General features: G+C 60.7%; 17 protein-coding genes and 1 riboswitch. Of the genes, 6 read left to right on the forward strand and 11 right to left on the reverse strand.

Annotated features, from left to right (window positions below; translation table 11 throughout):
* The first annotated feature begins 29 nt into the window (after nt 1–29).
* Nucleotides 30–1199: a zinc-dependent alcohol dehydrogenase gene (locus tag FE840_RS04935; RefSeq protein ID WP_171033647.1), complete on the forward strand. Its 1170-nt coding sequence runs from the start codon at nt 30–32 to the stop codon at nt 1197–1199.
* A 179-nt stretch (nt 1200–1378) separates the two neighbouring features.
* On the opposite strand, the gene FE840_RS04940 is transcribed toward FE840_RS04935, so the two are convergent.
* The 8 genes from FE840_RS04940 to FE840_RS04975 are packed head-to-tail and all read right to left on the reverse strand — an operon-like array spanning nt 1379 to nt 10799.
* On the reverse strand, nt 1379–2113 hold the full coding sequence (locus FE840_RS04940) for a TIGR04290 family methyltransferase (RefSeq protein ID WP_138285924.1): 735 nt from the start codon (nt 2111–2113) through the stop codon (nt 1379–1381).
* Nucleotides 2114–2116: 3 nt separating this feature from the next.
* The gene (locus FE840_RS04945) at nt 2117–3145 is read right to left on the reverse strand and encodes a UDP-glucuronic acid decarboxylase family protein (protein WP_138285923.1); all 1029 of its coding nucleotides are present in this window, start codon (nt 3143–3145) and stop codon (nt 2117–2119) included.
* 36 nt (nt 3146–3181) lie between these two features.
* Nucleotides 3182–4303, reverse strand: a complete 1122-nt coding sequence (locus FE840_RS04950) for a CgeB family protein (protein ID WP_138285922.1) — start codon at nt 4301–4303, stop codon at nt 3182–3184.
* Nucleotides 4300–5406: a CgeB family protein gene (locus tag FE840_RS04955; protein ID WP_138285921.1), complete on the reverse strand. Its 1107-nt coding sequence runs from the start codon at nt 5404–5406 to the stop codon at nt 4300–4302. Before FE840_RS04955 ends, FE840_RS04950 begins: the two co-directional genes overlap by 4 nt.
* Nucleotides 5403–6530 carry a CgeB family protein gene (locus FE840_RS04960; RefSeq protein ID WP_138285920.1) on the reverse strand — a complete coding sequence of 376 codons (1128 nt, stop codon included), beginning with the start codon at nt 6528–6530 and terminating at the stop codon, nt 5403–5405. The genes FE840_RS04955 and FE840_RS04960 overlap by 4 nt, the downstream gene beginning before the upstream one ends.
* Complete coding sequence (locus FE840_RS04965; RefSeq protein ID WP_138285919.1) at nt 6527–7657, reverse strand: glycosyltransferase family 4 protein; 1131 nt, start codon at nt 7655–7657, stop codon at nt 6527–6529. Before FE840_RS04965 ends, FE840_RS04960 begins: the two co-directional genes overlap by 4 nt.
* Nucleotides 7654–9696, reverse strand: a complete 2043-nt coding sequence (locus FE840_RS04970) for an NAD-dependent epimerase/dehydratase family protein (protein WP_138285918.1) — start codon at nt 9694–9696, stop codon at nt 7654–7656. The genes FE840_RS04965 and FE840_RS04970 overlap by 4 nt, the downstream gene beginning before the upstream one ends.
* A complete protein-coding gene (locus FE840_RS04975; RefSeq protein WP_138285917.1) occupies nt 9693–10799 on the reverse strand; it encodes an NAD-dependent epimerase/dehydratase family protein in 1107 nt (368 codons plus the stop codon). The genes FE840_RS04970 and FE840_RS04975 overlap by 4 nt, the downstream gene beginning before the upstream one ends.
* Before the next feature lie 199 nt (nt 10800–10998).
* Here FE840_RS04975 and FE840_RS04980 point away from each other — a divergent pair, with 199 nt between their 5' ends.
* Nucleotides 10999–11988, forward strand: a complete 990-nt coding sequence (locus FE840_RS04980; RefSeq protein ID WP_171033646.1) for an MDR/zinc-dependent alcohol dehydrogenase-like family protein — start codon at nt 10999–11001, stop codon at nt 11986–11988.
* On the forward strand, nt 11985–13004 hold the full coding sequence (locus FE840_RS04985; RefSeq protein ID WP_138285916.1) for a Gfo/Idh/MocA family protein: 1020 nt from the start codon (nt 11985–11987) through the stop codon (nt 13002–13004). Before FE840_RS04980 ends, FE840_RS04985 begins: the two co-directional genes overlap by 4 nt.
* 90 nt (nt 13005–13094) lie before the next feature.
* Here FE840_RS04985 and FE840_RS04990 read toward each other — a convergent pair whose 3' ends face one another.
* The 3 genes from FE840_RS04990 to FE840_RS05000 all read right to left on the reverse strand — a co-directional run bounded on the left by FE840_RS04990 (nt 13095) and on the right by FE840_RS05000 (nt 14834).
* Nucleotides 13095–13601: a ferritin-like domain-containing protein gene (locus FE840_RS04990; protein ID WP_138285915.1), complete on the reverse strand. Its 507-nt coding sequence runs from the start codon at nt 13599–13601 to the stop codon at nt 13095–13097.
* A gap of 119 nt (nt 13602–13720) precedes the next feature.
* Nucleotides 13721–14545 carry a manganese catalase family protein gene (locus FE840_RS04995; RefSeq protein ID WP_138285914.1) on the reverse strand — a complete coding sequence of 275 codons (825 nt, stop codon included), beginning with the start codon at nt 14543–14545 and terminating at the stop codon, nt 13721–13723.
* Between the two features lie 64 nt (nt 14546–14609).
* On the reverse strand, nt 14610–14834 hold the full coding sequence (locus FE840_RS05000; protein WP_138285913.1) for a hypothetical protein: 225 nt from the start codon (nt 14832–14834) through the stop codon (nt 14610–14612).
* Between the two features lie 159 nt (nt 14835–14993).
* On the opposite strand from FE840_RS05000, the gene FE840_RS05005 reads away from it, so the two are divergent.
* The 3 genes from FE840_RS05005 to FE840_RS05015 all read left to right on the forward strand — a co-directional run bounded on the left by FE840_RS05005 (nt 14994) and on the right by FE840_RS05015 (nt 18006).
* A complete protein-coding gene (locus FE840_RS05005; RefSeq protein WP_138285912.1) occupies nt 14994–16352 on the forward strand; it encodes an NAD(P)/FAD-dependent oxidoreductase in 1359 nt (452 codons plus the stop codon).
* Between the two features lie 128 nt (nt 16353–16480).
* Nucleotides 16481–16711: riboswitch (cobalamin riboswitch) on the forward strand.
* A gap of 109 nt (nt 16712–16820) precedes the next feature.
* Nucleotides 16821–17222: a DUF1636 family protein gene (locus FE840_RS05010; protein WP_171033645.1), complete on the forward strand. Its 402-nt coding sequence runs from the start codon at nt 16821–16823 to the stop codon at nt 17220–17222.
* Nucleotides 17212–18006 carry an ABC transporter ATP-binding protein gene (locus tag FE840_RS05015; protein ID WP_138285910.1) on the forward strand — a complete coding sequence of 265 codons (795 nt, stop codon included), beginning with the start codon at nt 17212–17214 and terminating at the stop codon, nt 18004–18006. The genes FE840_RS05010 and FE840_RS05015 overlap by 11 nt, the downstream gene beginning before the upstream one ends.
* Nucleotides 18007–18008: the final 2 nt, after the last annotated feature.

The raw sequence follows: 18008 nt of genomic DNA on the forward strand, positions 1-18008 counted from the left end.
TTTGTTCAATGGTCACAAGGAGCAGTCCCGTGAAAGCACTGACATGGCATGGCAAGAGCGACATCCGCTGCGAAAGCGTCGAGGATCCCCGGATAGAAGACGGGCGTGACGCCATCATCAAGGTGACGGCCTGTGCTATCTGCGGCTCCGACCTCCACATCTTCGACGGTGTCATCCCCTCCATGCAGCACGGTGATATTGTCGGCCACGAAGCCATGGGCGAAGTTGTCGAAGTTGGGGGCGACAATAGTAAACTCAAGGTCGGCGACCGCGTTGTAGTGCCCTTTTCGATCGGCTGTGGCGAATGCTTCTTCTGCAAGCGCGGCTTCTACAGCGGCTGCGAACGCTCCAATCCCAACAAGGACATTGTCTCCAAGGTCTGGGGAAATTCTCCTGCAGGGCTGCATGGCTATTCCCATCTTTTGGGCGGATACGCTGGCGGACAGGCGGAATATCTGCGCGTGCCCTATGCCGATGTCGGGCCGATCAAGGTACCCAACACGCTGACGGACGATCAGGCGCTCTTCCTGTCGGATATTTTCCCAACGGGTTACATGGCGGCAGAATTCTGCGACATCCAGCAGGGCGATACCATCGCGATCTGGGGCTGCGGACCGGTCGGCCAGATGGCAATCCGCTCCGCATTTCTTCTGGGTGCCGAGCGGGTGATTGCCATCGACACGGTGCCGGAACGGCTGGAACTCGCCCGCAAGGCTGGCGCCGAAACACTCGATTTCCGCCATGAGGATATTTATGACCGGATCATGGAACTGACCCGCGGACGCGGCGCGGATGCCTGTATCGACGCAGTCGGCACCGAGGCCGATACCTTCTCCAGCGTCTATGCGACCTGGGACCGCATCAAGGTGGCCACCTTCATGGGTACGGATCGTCCCCATGTGCTGCGTCAGGCGATCCATTGCTGCCGCAACTTCGGCACGGTCTCGATTGTCGGCGTCTATGGCGGTTTTCTCGACAAGATCCCTATGGGGTCGGCGATCAATCGCGGTCTGACATTCCGCATGGCCCAGACGCCCGTCCAGCGCTATCTGCCAAAGCTGCTTGGCCTGATCGAAGAGGGGAAATTCGATCCCTCCTTCGTCATCACCCATCGCGGTTCACTCGAAGATGGCCCGGAACTCTACAAGAAATTCCGTGACAAGAAAGACGGCTGCATCAAGGTCGTGCTGCAGCCTTGATGTCCGGTCAGTCAATAGAAAGGGACATGACATGAGTCGCAACGGCCTGATCGGTATTGCCCTCGCCATCATCGTGGTCTTGATCATTATTGTGACCATGACGATGCAGGGCGCAGGTGTGCCCGGAAACTAGGACAAATCCCCCCACAGCATTCAGTCCCAAGACGGAGCTTCGCGCGTCAGGGCGGTGAATAGGCCATGACCGGCCTTTCGCCGCGCCGGCAGAGATAAACCTCCCTCTCGGGATGCTCTGCAATGGTGAAGCCTGCACTTCGCAACAGCGCCTCGACGCCCGCCCGGTTTGGGATGAACCAGTTCGTCGGATCGCCGGCATAGCGGTGTTCGATCAGATAAAGCGCCGGAAAATCAGGTTTGGAAAAGAGGCTTTCCTCCTCGAAATCATAGTTTTCCGCGACTTCCGCCACGCTGTCGGGGCCTCTTTGCATGGATTGGAACAGAAGCCAGTCATCGGCGACATGCTCGTAAAGCAGATCCAGCGCCAGAAGCGGATGGCGCAGGTGATAGAGGACACCCATGAAGATCACCAGATCGAAGCGTTCACCAAGCTTGGCAACATCATAGACCGTCATCTGGCGAAACTCGATATCGAGCCCGGCCTCTCCGGCGGCAAATTCCGCCTGCGCCAGATAGCGGGCGTCGGAATCAATCGCGACGACGCGGTCTGCCCCACGCCGCTTCATCTCCAGCGCATAAAAGCCGGCATTGCAGCCGATATCGAGCACCTTCCAGCCATCAAGCCGCTCAGGGACGACATGGCGGAATCCCTCCCACTTGTATCGGGGATAGTCGCCGAGGAAATGCTCCGGTGCGGTTTCGATGCCGTCGATGCGCAGGTTGTGAAACCAGGGGCCCAGCTCCTGGATCGTCTGTTTCAGGTCGGGTTTGCTGTTCATGTCTCATTCTCCTGCCGGCAGATTGGCCAGCGATATCTCCTTCTTCGCCCGGGAGGCTGGATGGGTTGGCAAGGTTTGTTCGAACCAGTCAATCGTCTGTCGCAGTCCGTCATGCAGCGGCACTTTCGGTGACCAGTTCAACAGGCTCTGAGCCCTGTCGATATTTGGCCGCCGGCGCTTGGGGTCATCCTGGGGAAGAGGACGGTAGACGAGGCCTTTGCATTCGGGGATCTCATCCTTGACCAGTCCGGCGAGTTCATTGATCGAGAACTCGCCGGGATTGCCGAGATTGACCGGAACCTCCGGGTTTGGGTCAATCTGCATCAGGGCAATCAGGCCTGCGACGAGATCGCTGACAAAGCAGAAAGAACGGGTCTGCTCGCCCGTGCCATAGATGGTCAGCGATTTGCCGCTGAGCGCCTGGACGATCAGGTTGGAGATGATGCGTCCATCTTTCGGCTGCATGCGCGGGCCATAGGTATTGAAAATCCGCGCCACGCGCGCATCCACACGACCCGTGCGCAACATATCGAAACACAACGCTTCTGCCGCGCGCTTGCCTTCGTCATAGCAGGCGCGGGGGCCGGTGCAGTTGACATTGCCCCGATAATCCTCGGGCTGCGGATGGACTTCCGGATCGCCATAGACCTCGCTGGTGGAGGCAAGCAGAAGACGGGCACCATTCTGTTCGGCAAGGGTGAGAAGATTGCCGGTTCCCTTGACGCAGGTCATCATCGTATGAACCGGATCGGCCTGATAGGCGGGCGGCGAGGCCGCACAGGCCAGATTGTAAATCTGGTCGACCGGCTCGCTCATCTCCAGCCAATCACAGACATCGTGCTCGATCAGCGTGAAACCCGGATGATTGCGCAAAGGAGCGACATTGGCCAGTGAACCGGTCAGGAAGTTATCCAGGCAGATGACCTTGTGACCCTGAGAAAGCAGGGCATCGCAGAGGTGAGAGCCGACAAAGCCGGCACCTCCGGCGACAAGGATGGTCTGACCTTTTCGACGATCTTTTCTCTGTAACATGAACCACTCCTTTAAAGGGTCAGCCGAATCCAGGGGTCAGGCGTGCTGGCGATGCTGGACTGCAGCCGACAGCATCTTCGCGGTCAGAGCTGGCTCGCGCTCCAGTGCCGCCAGGAACTCGTCGGCTCTCGCAAGGCCGGTATGTCGCTCGGCAACGCGCCTTGCAGCCGCTTTTGCCTGGGCCATTCGATCGGCCTCGCTGGTCTCGGTCAGGATGCGCACAACCTCGTCCGAATCGGTGGCGATGCGGATCTCGTCTCCATCGGAAAAGAAGTCGGTCAGGCCTTGCCAGTTGTCGCTGATGATGGGGGTTTCGCAGGCGGCGGCTTCGAACAGTCGCACACTCGGCGACCAGCCGAGCGCCACCATGTCGGCGCGTGTGACATTGAGCGTGAAGCGCTGGCGACTGTAGAAGGACGGATGATCCGCCGGCGGCAGGTGATCGATGCGGTCGACATTGTCCGGCCAATCGATGTCGCCGGGATATTGTGGTCCGGCCACAATGAAACGCTTGTCCGGCAAACGTCGCGCAGGCTCGATCAACAGCCGTTCAAGCACCGGCTGCCGATCCCGGCTATAGGTGCCGAGATAGCCGAGATCCCAGGAAATCGGCTCTCCTGTCGGCTGATAGCGTTCCGCATCGACGGAGCAGTAGAGTGCAACGGCCTGTTTGACGCCCAGCGCTTTTTCCAGCCAGGACAAGACCGGTCCGCCTGCAAAGGAGAAATAGATGTCGACCATCGGAAACTGGCGCTTTGCGATGTATTCCTCGTCGCCACGATCAAGCTTGGACAGCGTGACCGGGGTGTCGATGTCATAGAAGCAAAGCCGTTTCGGCTTCAGGGCGTGAAGAACATCGAGCACGGCGACACCGGCTGGCACATAGGAGCCGACGATAACGGCCTTGGCGGCCGTGATTGCATCGCGGTGCCGCGCCAGGAGATCCTCGATGTCGCTATAGTAGTCGAGGGTGCAGAAATCCGGGTTTTCGAGATCTCGCGCCTCCGCATACCAGGGGACGTCGCGTTCCAGAAAAAGCACGCGCTGGCCACGGGCGGCAAGGCCCCGGATCAGCGAGCGGAAGGTGGTCGCATGCCCGTTGCCCCAGGACGATGAGAGCGACAGGCCGAGAAAGACGAAGTCATAGGCAGCCTTCATGCCACGGCTCCTTTGCGGGATTTCTGCAGGCCATGCATGCGCCAGGCCCTGAAGATCAGGTCGGCCTGCCGGGCCCTTTGTTCATAGGTGTGGTCTTTCAGCACGCGTGCGAGAGCACGCCGACCGATGCTACGGGCGCTGTCGATCGTAAGCCGGCTCAGGATTTCTGCCACGTCACGACCGTCACGAGCGACGAGCACTTCCTCGTCGGGCTTCAGAAACTGCTCGATGCCTTCCCAGGCATCGGTGATCAGGCAGGCACCGGCGCCAGCGGCCTCGAAGACGCGGGTGGCCGGCGAAAAGCCGTTGCGCGCCATGCTGTCGCGCGAAATGTTGAGCACCGCCTTGGGCGTGACATTGAGCGCATTGTGGTCGCGCGTTGGCACATGGCCAAGCAGCCTCACATTGGGCGGAAGTGGCTTGTCCTGCCATCCGGAACCGCCGAGCAGGAAGCGTGCCTCGGGCAGGTTTAGTGCCGGTTCGAGGAAAAAGGCGCCGACACGGGCCTCGCGATCCGGCAGGCGATTGCCGAGAAAGGCAAGATCCGCCGCAAAGCGTGGATCGGGCTCGACGGGATGATGGGTCTCGGGGTCAAGCGCGTTGTAGATGGGGATGCATTCGCGCGCACCGATCTCGCGGTAGGCCTCGACCACGGGATCACCGCCGCCATAGGTCAGCACCAGGTCGTAGAGATCGAGGTGGCGGCGCATTGGATGATCGTCTGATGATTGCACCTCGCCAAGCGTGGCTGGCGCATCGACATCCCAGAACACCTTGAGTGCCTCGACCCTGGCCGCCTGTGGAAGGCGCAGGAAAAGTTCCTCGTCTGCAAAGCCGACGCCGCTGGCCTTGACCACGATATCTGCCAGTGCCGCCTCGGCAATCACCTTCGAAAGGGCTTCTTCCGTCGGCGGATACACGATCACGCGCGCCCAGTCCGGCGGATCGATGTCACGGTTCTTCTGCCGATCATAGACATCCGGCTCGTAGAAGGTCACCTCGTAGCCGAGCGCTGAGAGCGACCGCAAAAGCCCGCGATAATAGGTGGCGGCTCCGTTCCAGTAAGACGACAGGAGGCTGGATCCATAGAATGCGATCTTCATTCGGCAGCCTCCTGGTCTGTGAGTTCGCGGCGAACCCGGCTCGTGCCGATTTCATTGAGGATGCCAAACAGCTCATCCACCCGGTGACGGCAGGTATGGCGGGTGCGAATGGTCTCCAATCCGCTGTCGGAAAGCGCCTTTCGGGCGGCAGGATCGGCGATCAGATCGCGCATCATGCGGGTCATGTCCTCGCTGTTTCGAGCAAAGAGAAAGTCATCGCCCGGTCGAAACAGCCGTTCTTCGTCGCGCCAGGGGGCCGAAATGAGCGGAATGCCGCAGGCAAGCGCCTCGAACATCCGGATCGTCGGAATGCCCGGAAGGCTTTCGACATAGGGCCTGCGGGGAATGTGGACAGTCAGCCGGTGCTGCGCGAAAACGGTCGGCACATCGGCATTGGCGACCCAGCCGCGATAGGCAATGCCGGCAATCTCAAGTGCGGCCTTCGCCTGACGCGGATAGCGCACACCATGCACCGTGGCAGACAATCCAAGCCGGGCGACCGGCTCGATCAGAAACTCGCCGATCTCGCGGCTGCGCTCGTCATCGCCCCAATTGCCGACCCAGACCACATCGCGGTTCTGTTCGATCCGGGGGCGTGGTTTGAAGAGCGCGTCATCCGCTGCCTCATGCCAGGTAAAGACCTGACGGCCCCAGCCAGCGGCAAGGTAGCGCTCGCGCAGTGTTTCGCCGAAAGCCAGGACGCCGTCATAGGCGGAGAGATCAAGCGTTGCGATCTCGCCATCGGCAGAGACGGCGCGGTGATGGGTGTCGTGAAACAACAGCGTAAAATCGAGCGAGCGGCGCGCCTTGCCGATCCGGGCGATCAGCGCGGGATCGGTCCACTCATGGACGATCACCACGTCGGCTTCGGCAAGCGCTCTCTCATGCTCGAAATCCTCGTCATAGGAGATGGATTTGAGTTGAGGAAAGGTTTGCGAAAAGCGCACGACCGGGGCCTCGCCCTGATCGGCAACCAATTGGTCCCGGCTCCAGGAGCGGCGCGGCTCGAGTGCTGCCGCCTGATGACCGCGGCGGACGAGATCCCGCATGACACCGCGCAGGAAATGGGCATTGCCATGGTTCCAGTCAGAGACGAGGGAATGGGTGTAGAAAAGGATGTTCATGAAGGGCTGGCCTCCAGCAGGCGTGGCTCAACCGCCGGTCTCAGAAGGCTGCGATAGAGCCTGACCATGCGTTCGGCCTGGTTTTCGGTGGTAAAGGAGCGGGACCGGAGCCGGGCCGCCCAACCCAGCCGATCGCGCTCGAAGGGCTGGTCGGCGAGCCCGTTCAGGACGCCTGCAAGGGCAAGCGGATCATGCGGATCGATGAAAATGGCCGCATCATCCCAGAGCTCACGATAGGTCGGGATGTCAGAAAGGACGAGGGCGGCACCGCCGCGAGCCGCCTCCAGCACCGCAAGCCCGAACGGTTCATAGCGTGACGGCGAGACAAAGATCGCGGCCCTTGCGGAATGTGACAACAGATCGCGGTGGGTCAGGGCCCCGAGATGCTCGACATGGAGAAAGCGGAACTGCTCACCGCCCGGGCCATCACAGGAGCCAGCGACCCGGATCGGCCAGAGGCTCGAAGCGGCGGCAAGATCAAGCAATTGGCCATTCTTGCCCTCGTCCCACCAGCGGCCCGCCGAAAAGACGAAAGGCTGTTTCAAAGCCTCGGTTTCCGGGGCTGCGCTGCCGTTTTGGACGGTCGCAAGATGCGGCAGGGGGCCATAGCAGCGGGTGACCAGCTCACCATGGCTGCGGCTTGGTGTGACCACAAGATCAGCGCCGGCAAGACCTTCGGCATTCAAGCCGTGATGCCATTCGAAACCGGGCTCTGCCTCATGGCCTCGCACAGCCTGAAACCATGTCGGCACGCAGGAATGCGAAACCACGAGAACCGGAAGCTCGGTTACAAGACCGCTGGCCTGGGAGGGAAGATTGAGATGCAGGAGATCGGCCTGCATCCGGCCCGCCACCTCTGCGATCACGTCCGGAATGGCAGCCAGCGCATTCGCCCCGCTGGCCATCCAGTCCAAAGGCTGGTCGCTCCATTCCAGAGTGCCTATCGCGCGGGCTTCTGCTTCTTGCTGCCCGTCCGGCGCAGGTCCGAAGCCGAGAAAGACGGTCTCGACGCCGAAATCGGCAAGCGCGCTTGCAAGATTGAGGCTGTAGCGCCAGACGCCTCCAACGGCATCGAGCGTCATCAGCACCTTGAGAGGGGCCTGATCTGTCGTGACCTCGGTCCTCATGCCCGCACCTTTTCCAGATTGTTTTGCAAGATCGCCGGGGCGCTTTCAGGCGAGAACCGATGCTCCATCAACCAGGAATGCAGGCGCTTCAGCCCGGCCTTCCAGCCAACGCGTGCCTGCCAGCCGCATTCGCTCTCGAGCGCACGGGTATCGGCGACGAAATAGCTCTGGTCGCCCGCCCGCCAGTCAGAGAACTCGCGTTTCAGAGGGCGGCCGGTCAGGTTCTCGATCTCGCGCATCAGCGAGAGCAGGCTGACGGCATTGCGGGGGCCGCCGCCGAGATTGAAGGCCCGCCGATCGATGCGGTCGATCCGTGCATGCACCATCCGGTAGGCGGCAATCGCGTCATCGATGAAAAGGATGTCGCGCACCTGCTTGCCGTTTCCGTAGATCGACAGGGCTTCACCGCCCAGCGCCCGGATCAGAAAATGCGCGACCCAGCCCTGGTCTTCGGTGCCAAACTGGCGCGGGCCATAGATGCAGCTCATGCGAAGCACGGCAGCCGGAAGGCCGAAGGACTTGCCGTAGTCGAGCACATATTGATCGGCCACACCCTTTGAGCAGCCGTATGGCGTGCAAAGATCAAGCGGACGGGTCTCGGCGATGCCGTTGTTGCGGATTTCCGCATCCGTCGGGACATAGCGGTCTTCGGTCTCCGCCATCAACAGATCATCAAGCCCACCATAGACCTTGTTCGTGCTGGCAAAGATCACCGGCGGCTTGCGCCCGCTCTGGCGCACCGCCTCCAGCACATTGATGCTGCCCCGCGCATTGATCTCGAAATCCTGCAAGGGCAGATCAAGGCTGGTTGTGACCGCTGTCTGGGCAGCCAGATGGAAGACAGCGCTGGCATCCTTCACGATCGGCTGGATCCCATGCAGATCGCGCACATCCGCAAGGGCGGGATGGACGCGCGCACCATGCCGCTCCTGTAGCCAGGCAAGATTCTGGTCCACGCCGGCACGGCTCAGATTATCGAGAACGATCACTTCCTGTCCATCGGCGAGGAAGCTGTCTGCAAGGTTTGCTCCGATAAAGCCGCTGCCGCCGGTGATCACGATGGGCCGGGCAACTCCGGCGAGTGCCGGGGCTGAAAGTTTCGCGACTTCCCGCGCCCGCTCAACACCACCTTCCTGAAGGAGGCGGCCGAGCAGCTTTGGCTGCCCCTCGTGATCGGCAACGCCGAGATGATAATGGCGCGGGTCGAACCAGAAGCCTTCCTGGACCGCGACCGTGGGGTCGACATCCTGAAAACCGTACCAATAGGTGCGCGCAGCCGGGACCGAGAGTGCATGGCAGAAGCGCCGGACCTGCTCGATCTCGTCATTGCGCCAGGTCGAATAGCCTGTTTCGGTAATCCAGATTTCAGCATCCCTGTTGTAGCGGTCGAGCACGCGTCGCATTTCGCCAAGATGCAGGTCCCAGCCGCCCCAGCTTGCCTCCTCGCTGTCCCAGGTGCCGGGAAAACCGTGAAAGCCCACGGCATCGACCACAGCCAGCACGCCCCGCTCACCCATCAGGTTGAGCCAATAGGGATCGAAGGGGCAGGGGCCGCCAAGGACTGCTTTCCAGCCGCGATGCTTGACCCAGTAGGCAGCACCGCCGACCATCTGGCAAAAGAGGTCAAATTCCGGATCTTCCCGCCAGTCCCAGTCGAGCAGGTTGTTGGGCTCGTTCCAAAGCTCGATATGCCGGAAGTGTCGGCCATAGCGCGTCAGAACGTGATCGACGAAATCAGCATAATCCTTCAGCACATGCGGCGCACCGGAGCTCTTGCCGGTGCGGGAAAGAGACGGTGGCGTGTAATGGATATTCGGCAGAAGATCGATCTCGCGACCGAGCCGAGGGATCAGCCAGTCGAACCATTGCTCGCCGCCCGGTGCCAGATATTCCGCCCATGACAGATGGGTTCTGAGATACGATGCACCACTGGCAACGAGTTCGGCCATGACGCGTTCGGTCCGCTCGTATTCGCCGGGGCGGAACCATTCCACGAAACCGAATTGCTGGCCGCTTGAGGGGGCTGCAGATCGGCTCATGATACCAGACCCCGCGCTTCAAGCTGCTGGCGCATTTCCTGGCCGCGATCAATTGCGCCGACTTCGCGCACCCAGGCGGCGAAGGGTTCAAGCGAGTGTTCCAGGCGGTGTTTCGGCTCAAAGCCCAGAAGGTCACGCGCCTTGCCGATATCGGCAAAGCAGTTGCGGATATCGCCCGCCCGCGCCTTGTTGAGAATTTCCGGTTCGATGTCCGCAACCCCCATGGCATCAGCCAGGAGCGAGGCAACCTCGGCAATCGAATAGGCCTGACCGCTGCCGACATTGATGACATGTCCGGCAGATTGGCTCTTTTCGAAGGCCAGCCGGAAGGCGCGCGCCACGTCGCGTACATGAACGAAGTCGCGTTTCTGATTGCCGTCTTCGAAAATCATCGGCCTCTGGCCATTGGCGAGCCGCGAGGCGAAATTGACAAGAACACCCGTATAGGGGTTGGACAGCGCCTGACCGGCGCCGAAGACGTTAAACAAACGCAGGGCCGATGCCTCAATGCCATAGGCCTCGCCGAAGATCAGCACGGCGCGCTCCTGCGAATATTTGGTCAGCGCATAGATGGAAGCGAGATCAACCGGCTTTTCCTCATCGGTCGGAACAGGGGTCAGCCATTCGCCTTCGGGACCCAATGGCTCCCAGAGACCCTGACGCAGGCTTTCCGGCGGACGACGAACGCGGTCGCGCCGATCGCCCTCGGGTGAAGCGTAGAGACCTTCGCCATAGACGCTCATCGACGAGGCAACGACGATCTTGCGGATCGATCGACCGATCATTGCTTCCAGGAGGACGGCAGTCGCAAGATCGTTGCCGCCGACATAGCGGGAGATTTCGTACATGGACTGGCCGACACCGACTTCGGCGGCCAGATGGATCACGCCATCGACGCCGGACAGCGCATCATCGACCGCCGCGCGATCACGCAGATCCGCATGGCGAACATCGACATTATCCGCAAGGTTGCAGGAGCTATCCCCATGGACCTGTTCGATGAGGGAATCGAGAACGCGGACCGCGTGGCCTTCCTGCAGGAGCTCCTCGACGACGTGGCGACCGATAAAACCGCAGCCGCCGGTAACCAGAATTTTTGACACTGAACTCACCTGAACCTAGTTGGGAAAACGTCAAAGAATGTGCTTCCAGAACCGGATGCTGTGGTGAATGTTCCCGCTGCTTCTTCAGCTTCGTCATTTTCTTTGTCTTCATCTTCTTGATCATCCGGAACTATGAAGGGTCCGGCTTGTTAGGCCTCTCGTCACCGAAGAAGCCGAACAACAAGAAGGATAAAGACGGATGGACGCGACGAGCCGCACGCTCACCAGAACAATGAAAGCCGCAGTGGTTACCGCTGCCGGAAAGATAGATATCGAGGAGTGCGCGCCACCGAAGCCCGGCCCCGGCGAAGTGCGAATCCGGCTGGAAGGCTGCGGCGTCTGCGCCTCCAATCTCGGACCCTGGTCCGGTCCGGACTGGATGGAGTTTCCGACCGCACCCGGCGATCTGGGGCATGAGGGCTGGGGCGTCATCGATCAGCTAGGCGAAGGCGTGGAGACGCTTTCGCCGGGCGACCGGGTCGCGGCTTTGTCCTACAAAGCCTATGCCCAATATGACGTCGCCTCCGAGACTGCAGTGGTAAAGCTGCCCGAAAGCCTTGTCGGCAAACCCTTTCCCGGTGAGCCGCTCGGATGCGCGATGAACATCTTCAGGCGCAGCCAGATTGAGACCGGTCAGACGGTTGCCGTCGTTGGTGTCGGCTTTCTCGGTGCGCTCCTGATCCAGCTCGCGGTTCAGGCCGGTGCCCGCGTTATTGCCATCTCGCGGCGAGACTTTTCCCTGAAAATCGCAAGAGAGGCCGGAGCCCATGAATGCGTCGAAATGCGCGACCATTGGGAGATCATCGAGAAGGTAAGAAGTCTGACCGATGGCCGCTTTTGCGATGTTGTCATTGAAGCAGTTGGCAAGCAGTGGCCACTCGACCTTTCCGCTGAACTGACAAAGGAGCGTGGCCGGCTGGTGGTGGCGGGTTATCACCAGGACGGGCCAAGACAGGTCAACATGCAACTCTGGAACTGGCGCGGCCTCGACGTGATCAACGCGCATGAACGTGACCCGGAGGTTTGTATCGAGGGCATCCGCGAGGCGGTGAAGGCCGTCGAGGAGGGGAGGCTCGATCCCGAACCGCTGCTGACCCATTGCTATCCGCTTGAAGAGCTTGGGGCCGCTCTTAATGCTACCCGCGACCGTCCGGACGGCTTCCTGAAGGCATGGGTTTCGCTCACATGATGCAGGCTGAAGGAACATTGACCAATCGTCCGCCGCTGTATCTTGCCTTTCTTGGCACCGGCTGGATTGGCCGGCATCGCATGCAGTCCCTGATTGGGACGGGCTTCGTCGAGGTGGCCGCAATTGCCGACCCGTCGGCGGAGATGATCGAAGAGGCGAAGATCCTGGCGCCAAAGGCCGCCGTCTGCAGCGATCTGGCCGACATCATGGCGCTCAAGCCCGATGGGCTGGTGATCGCAACACCCAGCGCCTTGCATGCCCAGCAATCCATCGAGGCGCTGAGCCACGGTATTCCGGTGTTTTGCCAGAAGCCGCTGGGACGCAACGCTGCCGAAGTCGCAGCTGTGATTGCGGCGGCCCGATCGGCGGATCGGCTGCTTGGGGTGGATTTTTCCTATCGCAAGACACGCGGCATGATGGCGATCCAGGAACTGGTCGATGCAGCGGCCCTTGGCCGGATCTTCAGCATTGATCTCGAGTTTCACAACGCCTATGGACCGGACAAGGACTGGTTCTATGACCGGACGCTATCGGGAGGCGGCTGTGTCATGGATCTCGGTGTTCATCTGGTCGATTTGGCCATGGCGCTGACAGGCAATCAGTCCGTCCATAGCGTCTCCAGCAGCTTGTTTGCCGATGGGGAAAGGCTGACTGCAGGTTCCAGCACTGTCGAGGATTATGCACTCGCCACGATCGAGACCGAGAGCGGGGCGGTCATTCGCCTCGCCTGCTCCTGGCGCGCCCATGCCGGCTCAGATGCCGAGATCAAGGTGGATGTGCGCGGCACGAAGGGCGGCGCCCGCTTCGTCAACCTCGGCGGCTCCTTTTTCGATTTCCAGGCGCTGCGTTATCGCGGCACCGAGCGCGATATCCTCACCGAACCGCCGGAAGACTGGGGTGGCAAGGCGATCATCGACTGGGCAAAGACCTTGCAGGTCAGCGCCCGCCATGATCCGACGACCGACCGCATCCTGGCTGTCACGGAAGTGATCGACCGCATCTATGCCGGCAGATGATGAAGACACAAAAAAAGGCCCCACGCGAAGTGGGGCCGAGGTGGGCGCCTTAAAGGCGGCCGGGGGGAGGTTGGGGAGTTCGAGAAAACGTCAGCGCTTGGCGGTGACGTCGGCTTCGTTGCGGGCCAGATACTGGCGGGTGGTGTCGTCGAGATGGTCCCAGAGCCATGCGGCCATTGCCTTTTCCTCTTCGAGGATAGCTTCGAAGATGCTCTTGTTCGACGCATCCCCAAGGGCTTCGGCGGCAGCGATCAGCACCTTGTAGGTGGCCATTTCCATGTTTTCGAAGGTGTAGCCGGCCATAGAGCCCTTGATCACTTCGTCACTGGCAAACATGCCGCCCATGGCCTGCATGCTGGCAGTGGTCTTGCCGGCGAGATCCTTCAAGGTGGACGAATCGTCACCGAGGCTGTCGAGAACCCGTTCCAGCTGCTTGGACTGGTTTTCGGTTTCGCGGATATGCTGTTCGATACGGGCCTTCAGCTCCGGATAGTGTTCAAGGCGTTTCGCCTGGCCAGTGAGCATGGTCACCGCCTGCTCCTCCATGGCGTGGGCATCGCGTATCCAGTCAATATAATGGTCTCTCAGGTCGGCCATGTGTTGGTCTCCATCTTTCGGTTCTGTGGTGCGGAAGCTTGAGAGTGATGACACTGCGAACCGAACGGGGCAGGCTTTGTTCCCGGATCCGGTTCGCAATTCTTGCGCCTGTCGCCCGATCAGAGCTGTTCGTTCTGGGCGCCACTATGGGGCTTGGCACGGCCAAGATCCGGGCGCTGTCCCAGCGGCTCCATCGGCGCTGACGAAAACTCGCCCTTGCCATCGATGGATTGCCCCTCGGTCCAGCGGCCCTGCGGTGGTTCGCTGCCATCTGCCTGGAAACCGAGATAGGAATAGCTGAATTCCTGGTTCTCCTGATCCTGCGGGAAGCTGTTGGGGATCGGGAAAACCTCCTTGTGCCCGCCAAGCTCTTCAAGGGCGGCCAGCCACTGGTTCTGGTGCATCGTGTCGCGGGCAATCAGGTAGGACAGCATGTCCTTCATGCCGGGATCATTGGTCATGTTGAAAAGGCGCACGGCCAGGATACGTCCTGTCGATTCAGCCGTGACATTGGCCGACATGTCCGCCGCGATATTGCCGCTCGCATAGATATGCGACATGTCGAAGGGGACACCATCGGAATCCACCGGCATGGCGGAAAGGCCTGCCGAAAGCAGGTTCTTCAGGTTGATGCCGCCAAGCACGCCGCCACCGACCGGGTCGGCCGCAACCTCTTCCTTCAGCGAAAGCGGCGCTCCCTCAAGGTTCATTGCAACGGCTGTTGCAAGCATCTCGATATGGCCAAGCTCTTCAGCGGCCGTATTCATCAGCATGTCACGGTATTTCGGATTGCCGCGGGCGCCGCAGGCCTGGAAGAAATATTGCATGGCGACCCGGATCTCGCCCTCGATGCCGCCGATCGCCTGTTGCAAGGCGCGGGCAAAGAGGGGGTCCGGCTTCTCGACGCGGACGGGGTACTGGAGCTTGTTGTCGGTATAGAACATGGCAGTCTCCTCGTTTGTACCGCCGCCTAACCGCGCCCTCCCGCGCTTGTTCCGACTGTTTCTGTCACGTTTTCTGATTGTCGCGCTCGACGTCCTCACGCGTTTTCAGTGCATCCGACAGATCCCGCTTGCGCGGCTCCTGCAGGTTCTCGCCGACAGCATCGCGGTCGACATCCGGATTGTCCTTGGCCGGCAGATAGCCGCGCGGACGGTTTTCCTCCGGTCCCTCCCAGCGGGGGGACTGGTCCGTCGTGCCGGGTTTGCCGTCCTTGGGTGAATTCATGCCCATGATCTGTCTCCTTGTTTTAGCTGGTCATGAATGAAACAGGTTGGCCCGGACGATGGTTCCCCACCAGTGGTTGCCTGTGATGCTGATCGCTTCGGGAGGCGTTGGGGAACAATGATGCAGTCGCTCCGGTTTGCTGGTGCGATGGAAGCGGAGACATAAATGACAAATCCCACACTGGCCGAGACTCCAAACAAGAAACACCACGTCGTCATCATCGGTGCAGGATTTGGCGGACTGGCCTGCGCCAAGGCGTTGGGCGATACCGAGATCGAGGTGACGGTGATCGACCGGCGCAACCACAATCTCTTTCAGCCGCTGCTTTATCAGGTTGCCACCGCAGCGCTTTCGCCAGCCGATATCTCAGAGCCGATCCGCCGGACCCTTGCGCGCTATCGCAATATCCGCGTGGTGCTGGCGGAGGTCACCGGCATTGATGCCGTTGCGCAGGAGGTCAAGCTCTCTGACGGCATCGCGATCGGCTATGACCGGCTGGTGATCGCCACGGGGTCCGAATACAACTACTTCGGCCATGACGACTGGCGCCGCGCGGCCCCGGGGTTGAAGAGCGTGCACGAGGCCCGGCAGATCCGCCACCATCTGCTTCTCGCCTTCGAAAAGGCCGAACGTGCTACGGACGATGCAGAAAAGCGCGCGTTGCTCACCAGTGTTGTCATTGGTGGCGGCCCGACAGGCGTCGAGATGGCGGGCGCCGTCTCCGAACTCGGGCGCTTCATGATCGGCAGGGATTTCCGCAACCTGGACCCAAGCTTTCTGCGGGTGATCCTGCTGGAAGCAGGTCCCCGCATATTGTCATCCTTCCCAGAGGATCTGGCCAGATACGCTCAAGACTATCTCGAAGGCATTGGCGTCGAGGTTCTGACCGCAACACCGGTTGAGGCGATCGCAACAGATCATGTCGTCTTCAATGGCACAAAGCTGCCTGCAAGCTGCATCGTTTGGGGGGCGGGCGTGAAGGCGTCTCCGGCAGGGACCTGGCTCGGCCTTGAAGGCAAACCGGGCGCACGCATCCCCGTGGACCCTGACCTGCAGGTCAAGGATCATCCCTTCATCTATGCCATCGGCGATACGGCAGCGGCCTTGGGGCCGGACGACAAGCCCTTGCCGGCGCTGGCGCAGGTGGCAAAGCAGCAGGGTCACTATCTGGGCAAGGCACTCTGCCAGACGCTGACCAAAGGCACCAAACCCGAAGCCTTCCGGTTCAGGAATCGCGGAAATACCGCTGTGATCGGGCGCAATGCGGCGATCTTCGATTTCGGGCGCTGGCAGTTGAAGGGGCGTCTTGCCTGGCTTCTCTGGGCGATTGTCCATGTCTATCTGCTGGTCAATTTCGAAAAACGCATCCTCGTCAGCATCCAGTGGATCTGGCGTTACCTGACGAGTCAGCGCGGGGCGCGGCTGATTGAAGAAGATGCCGTTCCCTCTACCGTACGAGACTTGCCGGATCGCGGGAATGTCGAAGCTTCGAGGCTTCAGGAACGAAGTGGGGAGGAGATGTGATTTTCCACTGGACAAGAACAGGCGCGATCACTAAACGTTATGGTATAACAAAACATGCTGGTGTCGTGCTGATCGGCGGCTGTGGGAAGGCTGCCCGACAATCTGCTTGACGCCTCTCGCAGACGGAGCGTAATCATGATGGTGACGGTTCCCCGACGAATGACTTCGAGGGGATTAATAGGGAACACGGTGCGGACGACCCAAATAGGGACCAAGACCGTGGCTGCCCCCGCAACTGTAAGCGGATTGCCGTCTGTCCTCGTGATGCGTCAGCATCATGCCACTGCGCCTGGCGCGGGAAGGCAGGCAGACAGCACATATCCGCGAGCCAGGAGACCTGCCGTCAAGCATGAAGAAACGCAACGGACGGGGTGTTCCGATGGATCGAGACTGGCGGACAGGCTGCGTGCGCGCACGCCTGAAATTATGTGCCTTTTTCCCTCCGGAGATCCATCGCGGAGGACGGAAATGGCGGCGAATTCACACCACACGATAACGGTCTGCACCGATTGCAGGCGGCTGGCACCCGATGATCTGGCCGCCGCTGCGATTGCCGGACTGCTGCGTGAGCGGCTGGATGAAGGGGTCCCGCCGGCCTCTCACTTCGCCATTCGCGGCACAGCCTGCATGGCCGCCTGCGATACGCCCTGTGCGGTGGCTTTCCAGGCGGAGGGAAAGGCGAGCTACCTTTTCTCACGCATCAGCAGCGATGCCGATGTGAGGGCGCTTGTCGATTTCGCCAGGCTCTACGCAGAACGCCCGGACGGCATGTCGCGCCAGTGCGAGCGCCCAAAGCTCCTCGCCCGCAAGACCCTTGCCCGCATTCCGAGCCTTGTCTCGAACAGGACGGGAGCAGATCATGAGCTGTGACACGATCGGAGCGAGCCTCAGTGTCACGGGCTTGAACTGGGGGCCACGGCCGGATCTGCTGCTGGTCAAGGATGTGAAATTCAATCTCGCTGCGGGAGATCGTCTGGCCATCGTCGGCCCAAACGGTGCAGGCAAGACATCGCTCCTGCGCTGCCTGTACCGGGGTGTCGCACCCCTTGCTGGCCGCATTGCCATTGATGGGCGCGATATCTGGCAGATGTCGGCGCGTGAAACGGCGCGTAACGTTGCCGTCGTCCTGCAGGAAATGCCGGGCGACTTTCCCTTCAGCGTCCGCGATGTCGTGATGATGGGACGCATCCCCCGAAGGGAGGGCCTGACCGGATGGACGGATCTGGACCGTGCCAAGGTTGATCATGCGCTTGAGCATCTGGAACTGCTTGCCATGGCGGGCCGGCAGTTCTCGACGCTATCCGGCGGCGAAAAACAACGGGTGCTGGTTGCCCGGGCCCTGACACAGGAGCCGAGCATCATCATTCTCGACGAGCCGACAAACCATCTCGACATACGGCACCAATTGGAATTGCTGGAGCTCCTCGGCAATCTGAACCTCACGATCATAACCACGCTGCACGACATCAATCTGGCGGGCGCCTTTGCCACCCATGTTGCCATGATGGCGGACGGGCGGATGATCGGCTTCGGCTCCCCTGATGAAGTCCTGACCAATCACGCTGTTTCGTCGACCTTCGGTGTTTCGGCTGTCACCCATCCTGCCTTCGGCGACCGACCAAGGCATTTCTCATTTTCTCTTGCAACATCCTGATC

It is taken from the genome of Peteryoungia desertarenae, from assembly GCF_005860795.2.
Taxonomy (GTDB): domain Bacteria; phylum Pseudomonadota; class Alphaproteobacteria; order Rhizobiales; family Rhizobiaceae; genus Allorhizobium; species Allorhizobium desertarenae.

What these genes read in the sequence shown, in the direction of transcription:
- FE840_RS04940 (WP_138285924.1), bottom strand. Translation starts at nt 2,113, where the DNA reads ATGAACAGCAAACCCGACCTGAAACAGACGATCCAGGAGCTGGGCCCC.
- FE840_RS04945 (WP_138285923.1), bottom strand. Translation starts at nt 3,145, where the DNA reads ATGTTACAGAGAAAAGATCGTCGAAAAGGTCAGACCATCCTTGTCGCC.
- FE840_RS04950 (WP_138285922.1), bottom strand. Translation starts at nt 4,303, where the DNA reads ATGAAGGCTGCCTATGACTTCGTCTTTCTCGGCCTGTCGCTCTCATCG.
- FE840_RS04955 (WP_138285921.1), bottom strand. Translation starts at nt 5,406, where the DNA reads ATGAAGATCGCATTCTATGGATCCAGCCTCCTGTCGTCTTACTGGAAC.
- FE840_RS04960 (WP_138285920.1), bottom strand. Translation starts at nt 6,530, where the DNA reads ATGAACATCCTTTTCTACACCCATTCCCTCGTCTCTGACTGGAACCAT.
- FE840_RS04965 (WP_138285919.1), bottom strand. Translation starts at nt 7,657, where the DNA reads ATGAGGACCGAGGTCACGACAGATCAGGCCCCTCTCAAGGTGCTGATG.
- FE840_RS04970 (WP_138285918.1), bottom strand. Translation starts at nt 9,696, where the DNA reads ATGAGCCGATCTGCAGCCCCCTCAAGCGGCCAGCAATTCGGTTTCGTG.
- FE840_RS04980 (WP_171033646.1), top strand. Translation starts at nt 10,999, where the DNA reads ATGGACGCGACGAGCCGCACGCTCACCAGAACAATGAAAGCCGCAGTG.
- FE840_RS04985 (WP_138285916.1), top strand. Translation starts at nt 11,985, where the DNA reads ATGATGCAGGCTGAAGGAACATTGACCAATCGTCCGCCGCTGTATCTT.
- FE840_RS04990 (WP_138285915.1), bottom strand. Translation starts at nt 13,601, where the DNA reads ATGGCCGACCTGAGAGACCATTATATTGACTGGATACGCGATGCCCAC.
- FE840_RS04995 (WP_138285914.1), bottom strand. Translation starts at nt 14,545, where the DNA reads ATGTTCTATACCGACAACAAGCTCCAGTACCCCGTCCGCGTCGAGAAG.
- FE840_RS05000 (WP_138285913.1), bottom strand. Translation starts at nt 14,834, where the DNA reads ATGGGCATGAATTCACCCAAGGACGGCAAACCCGGCACGACGGACCAG.
- FE840_RS05005 (WP_138285912.1), top strand. Translation starts at nt 14,994, where the DNA reads ATGACAAATCCCACACTGGCCGAGACTCCAAACAAGAAACACCACGTC.
- FE840_RS05010 (WP_171033645.1), top strand. Translation starts at nt 16,821, where the DNA reads ATGGCGGCGAATTCACACCACACGATAACGGTCTGCACCGATTGCAGG.
- FE840_RS05015 (WP_138285910.1), top strand. Translation starts at nt 17,212, where the DNA reads ATGAGCTGTGACACGATCGGAGCGAGCCTCAGTGTCACGGGCTTGAAC.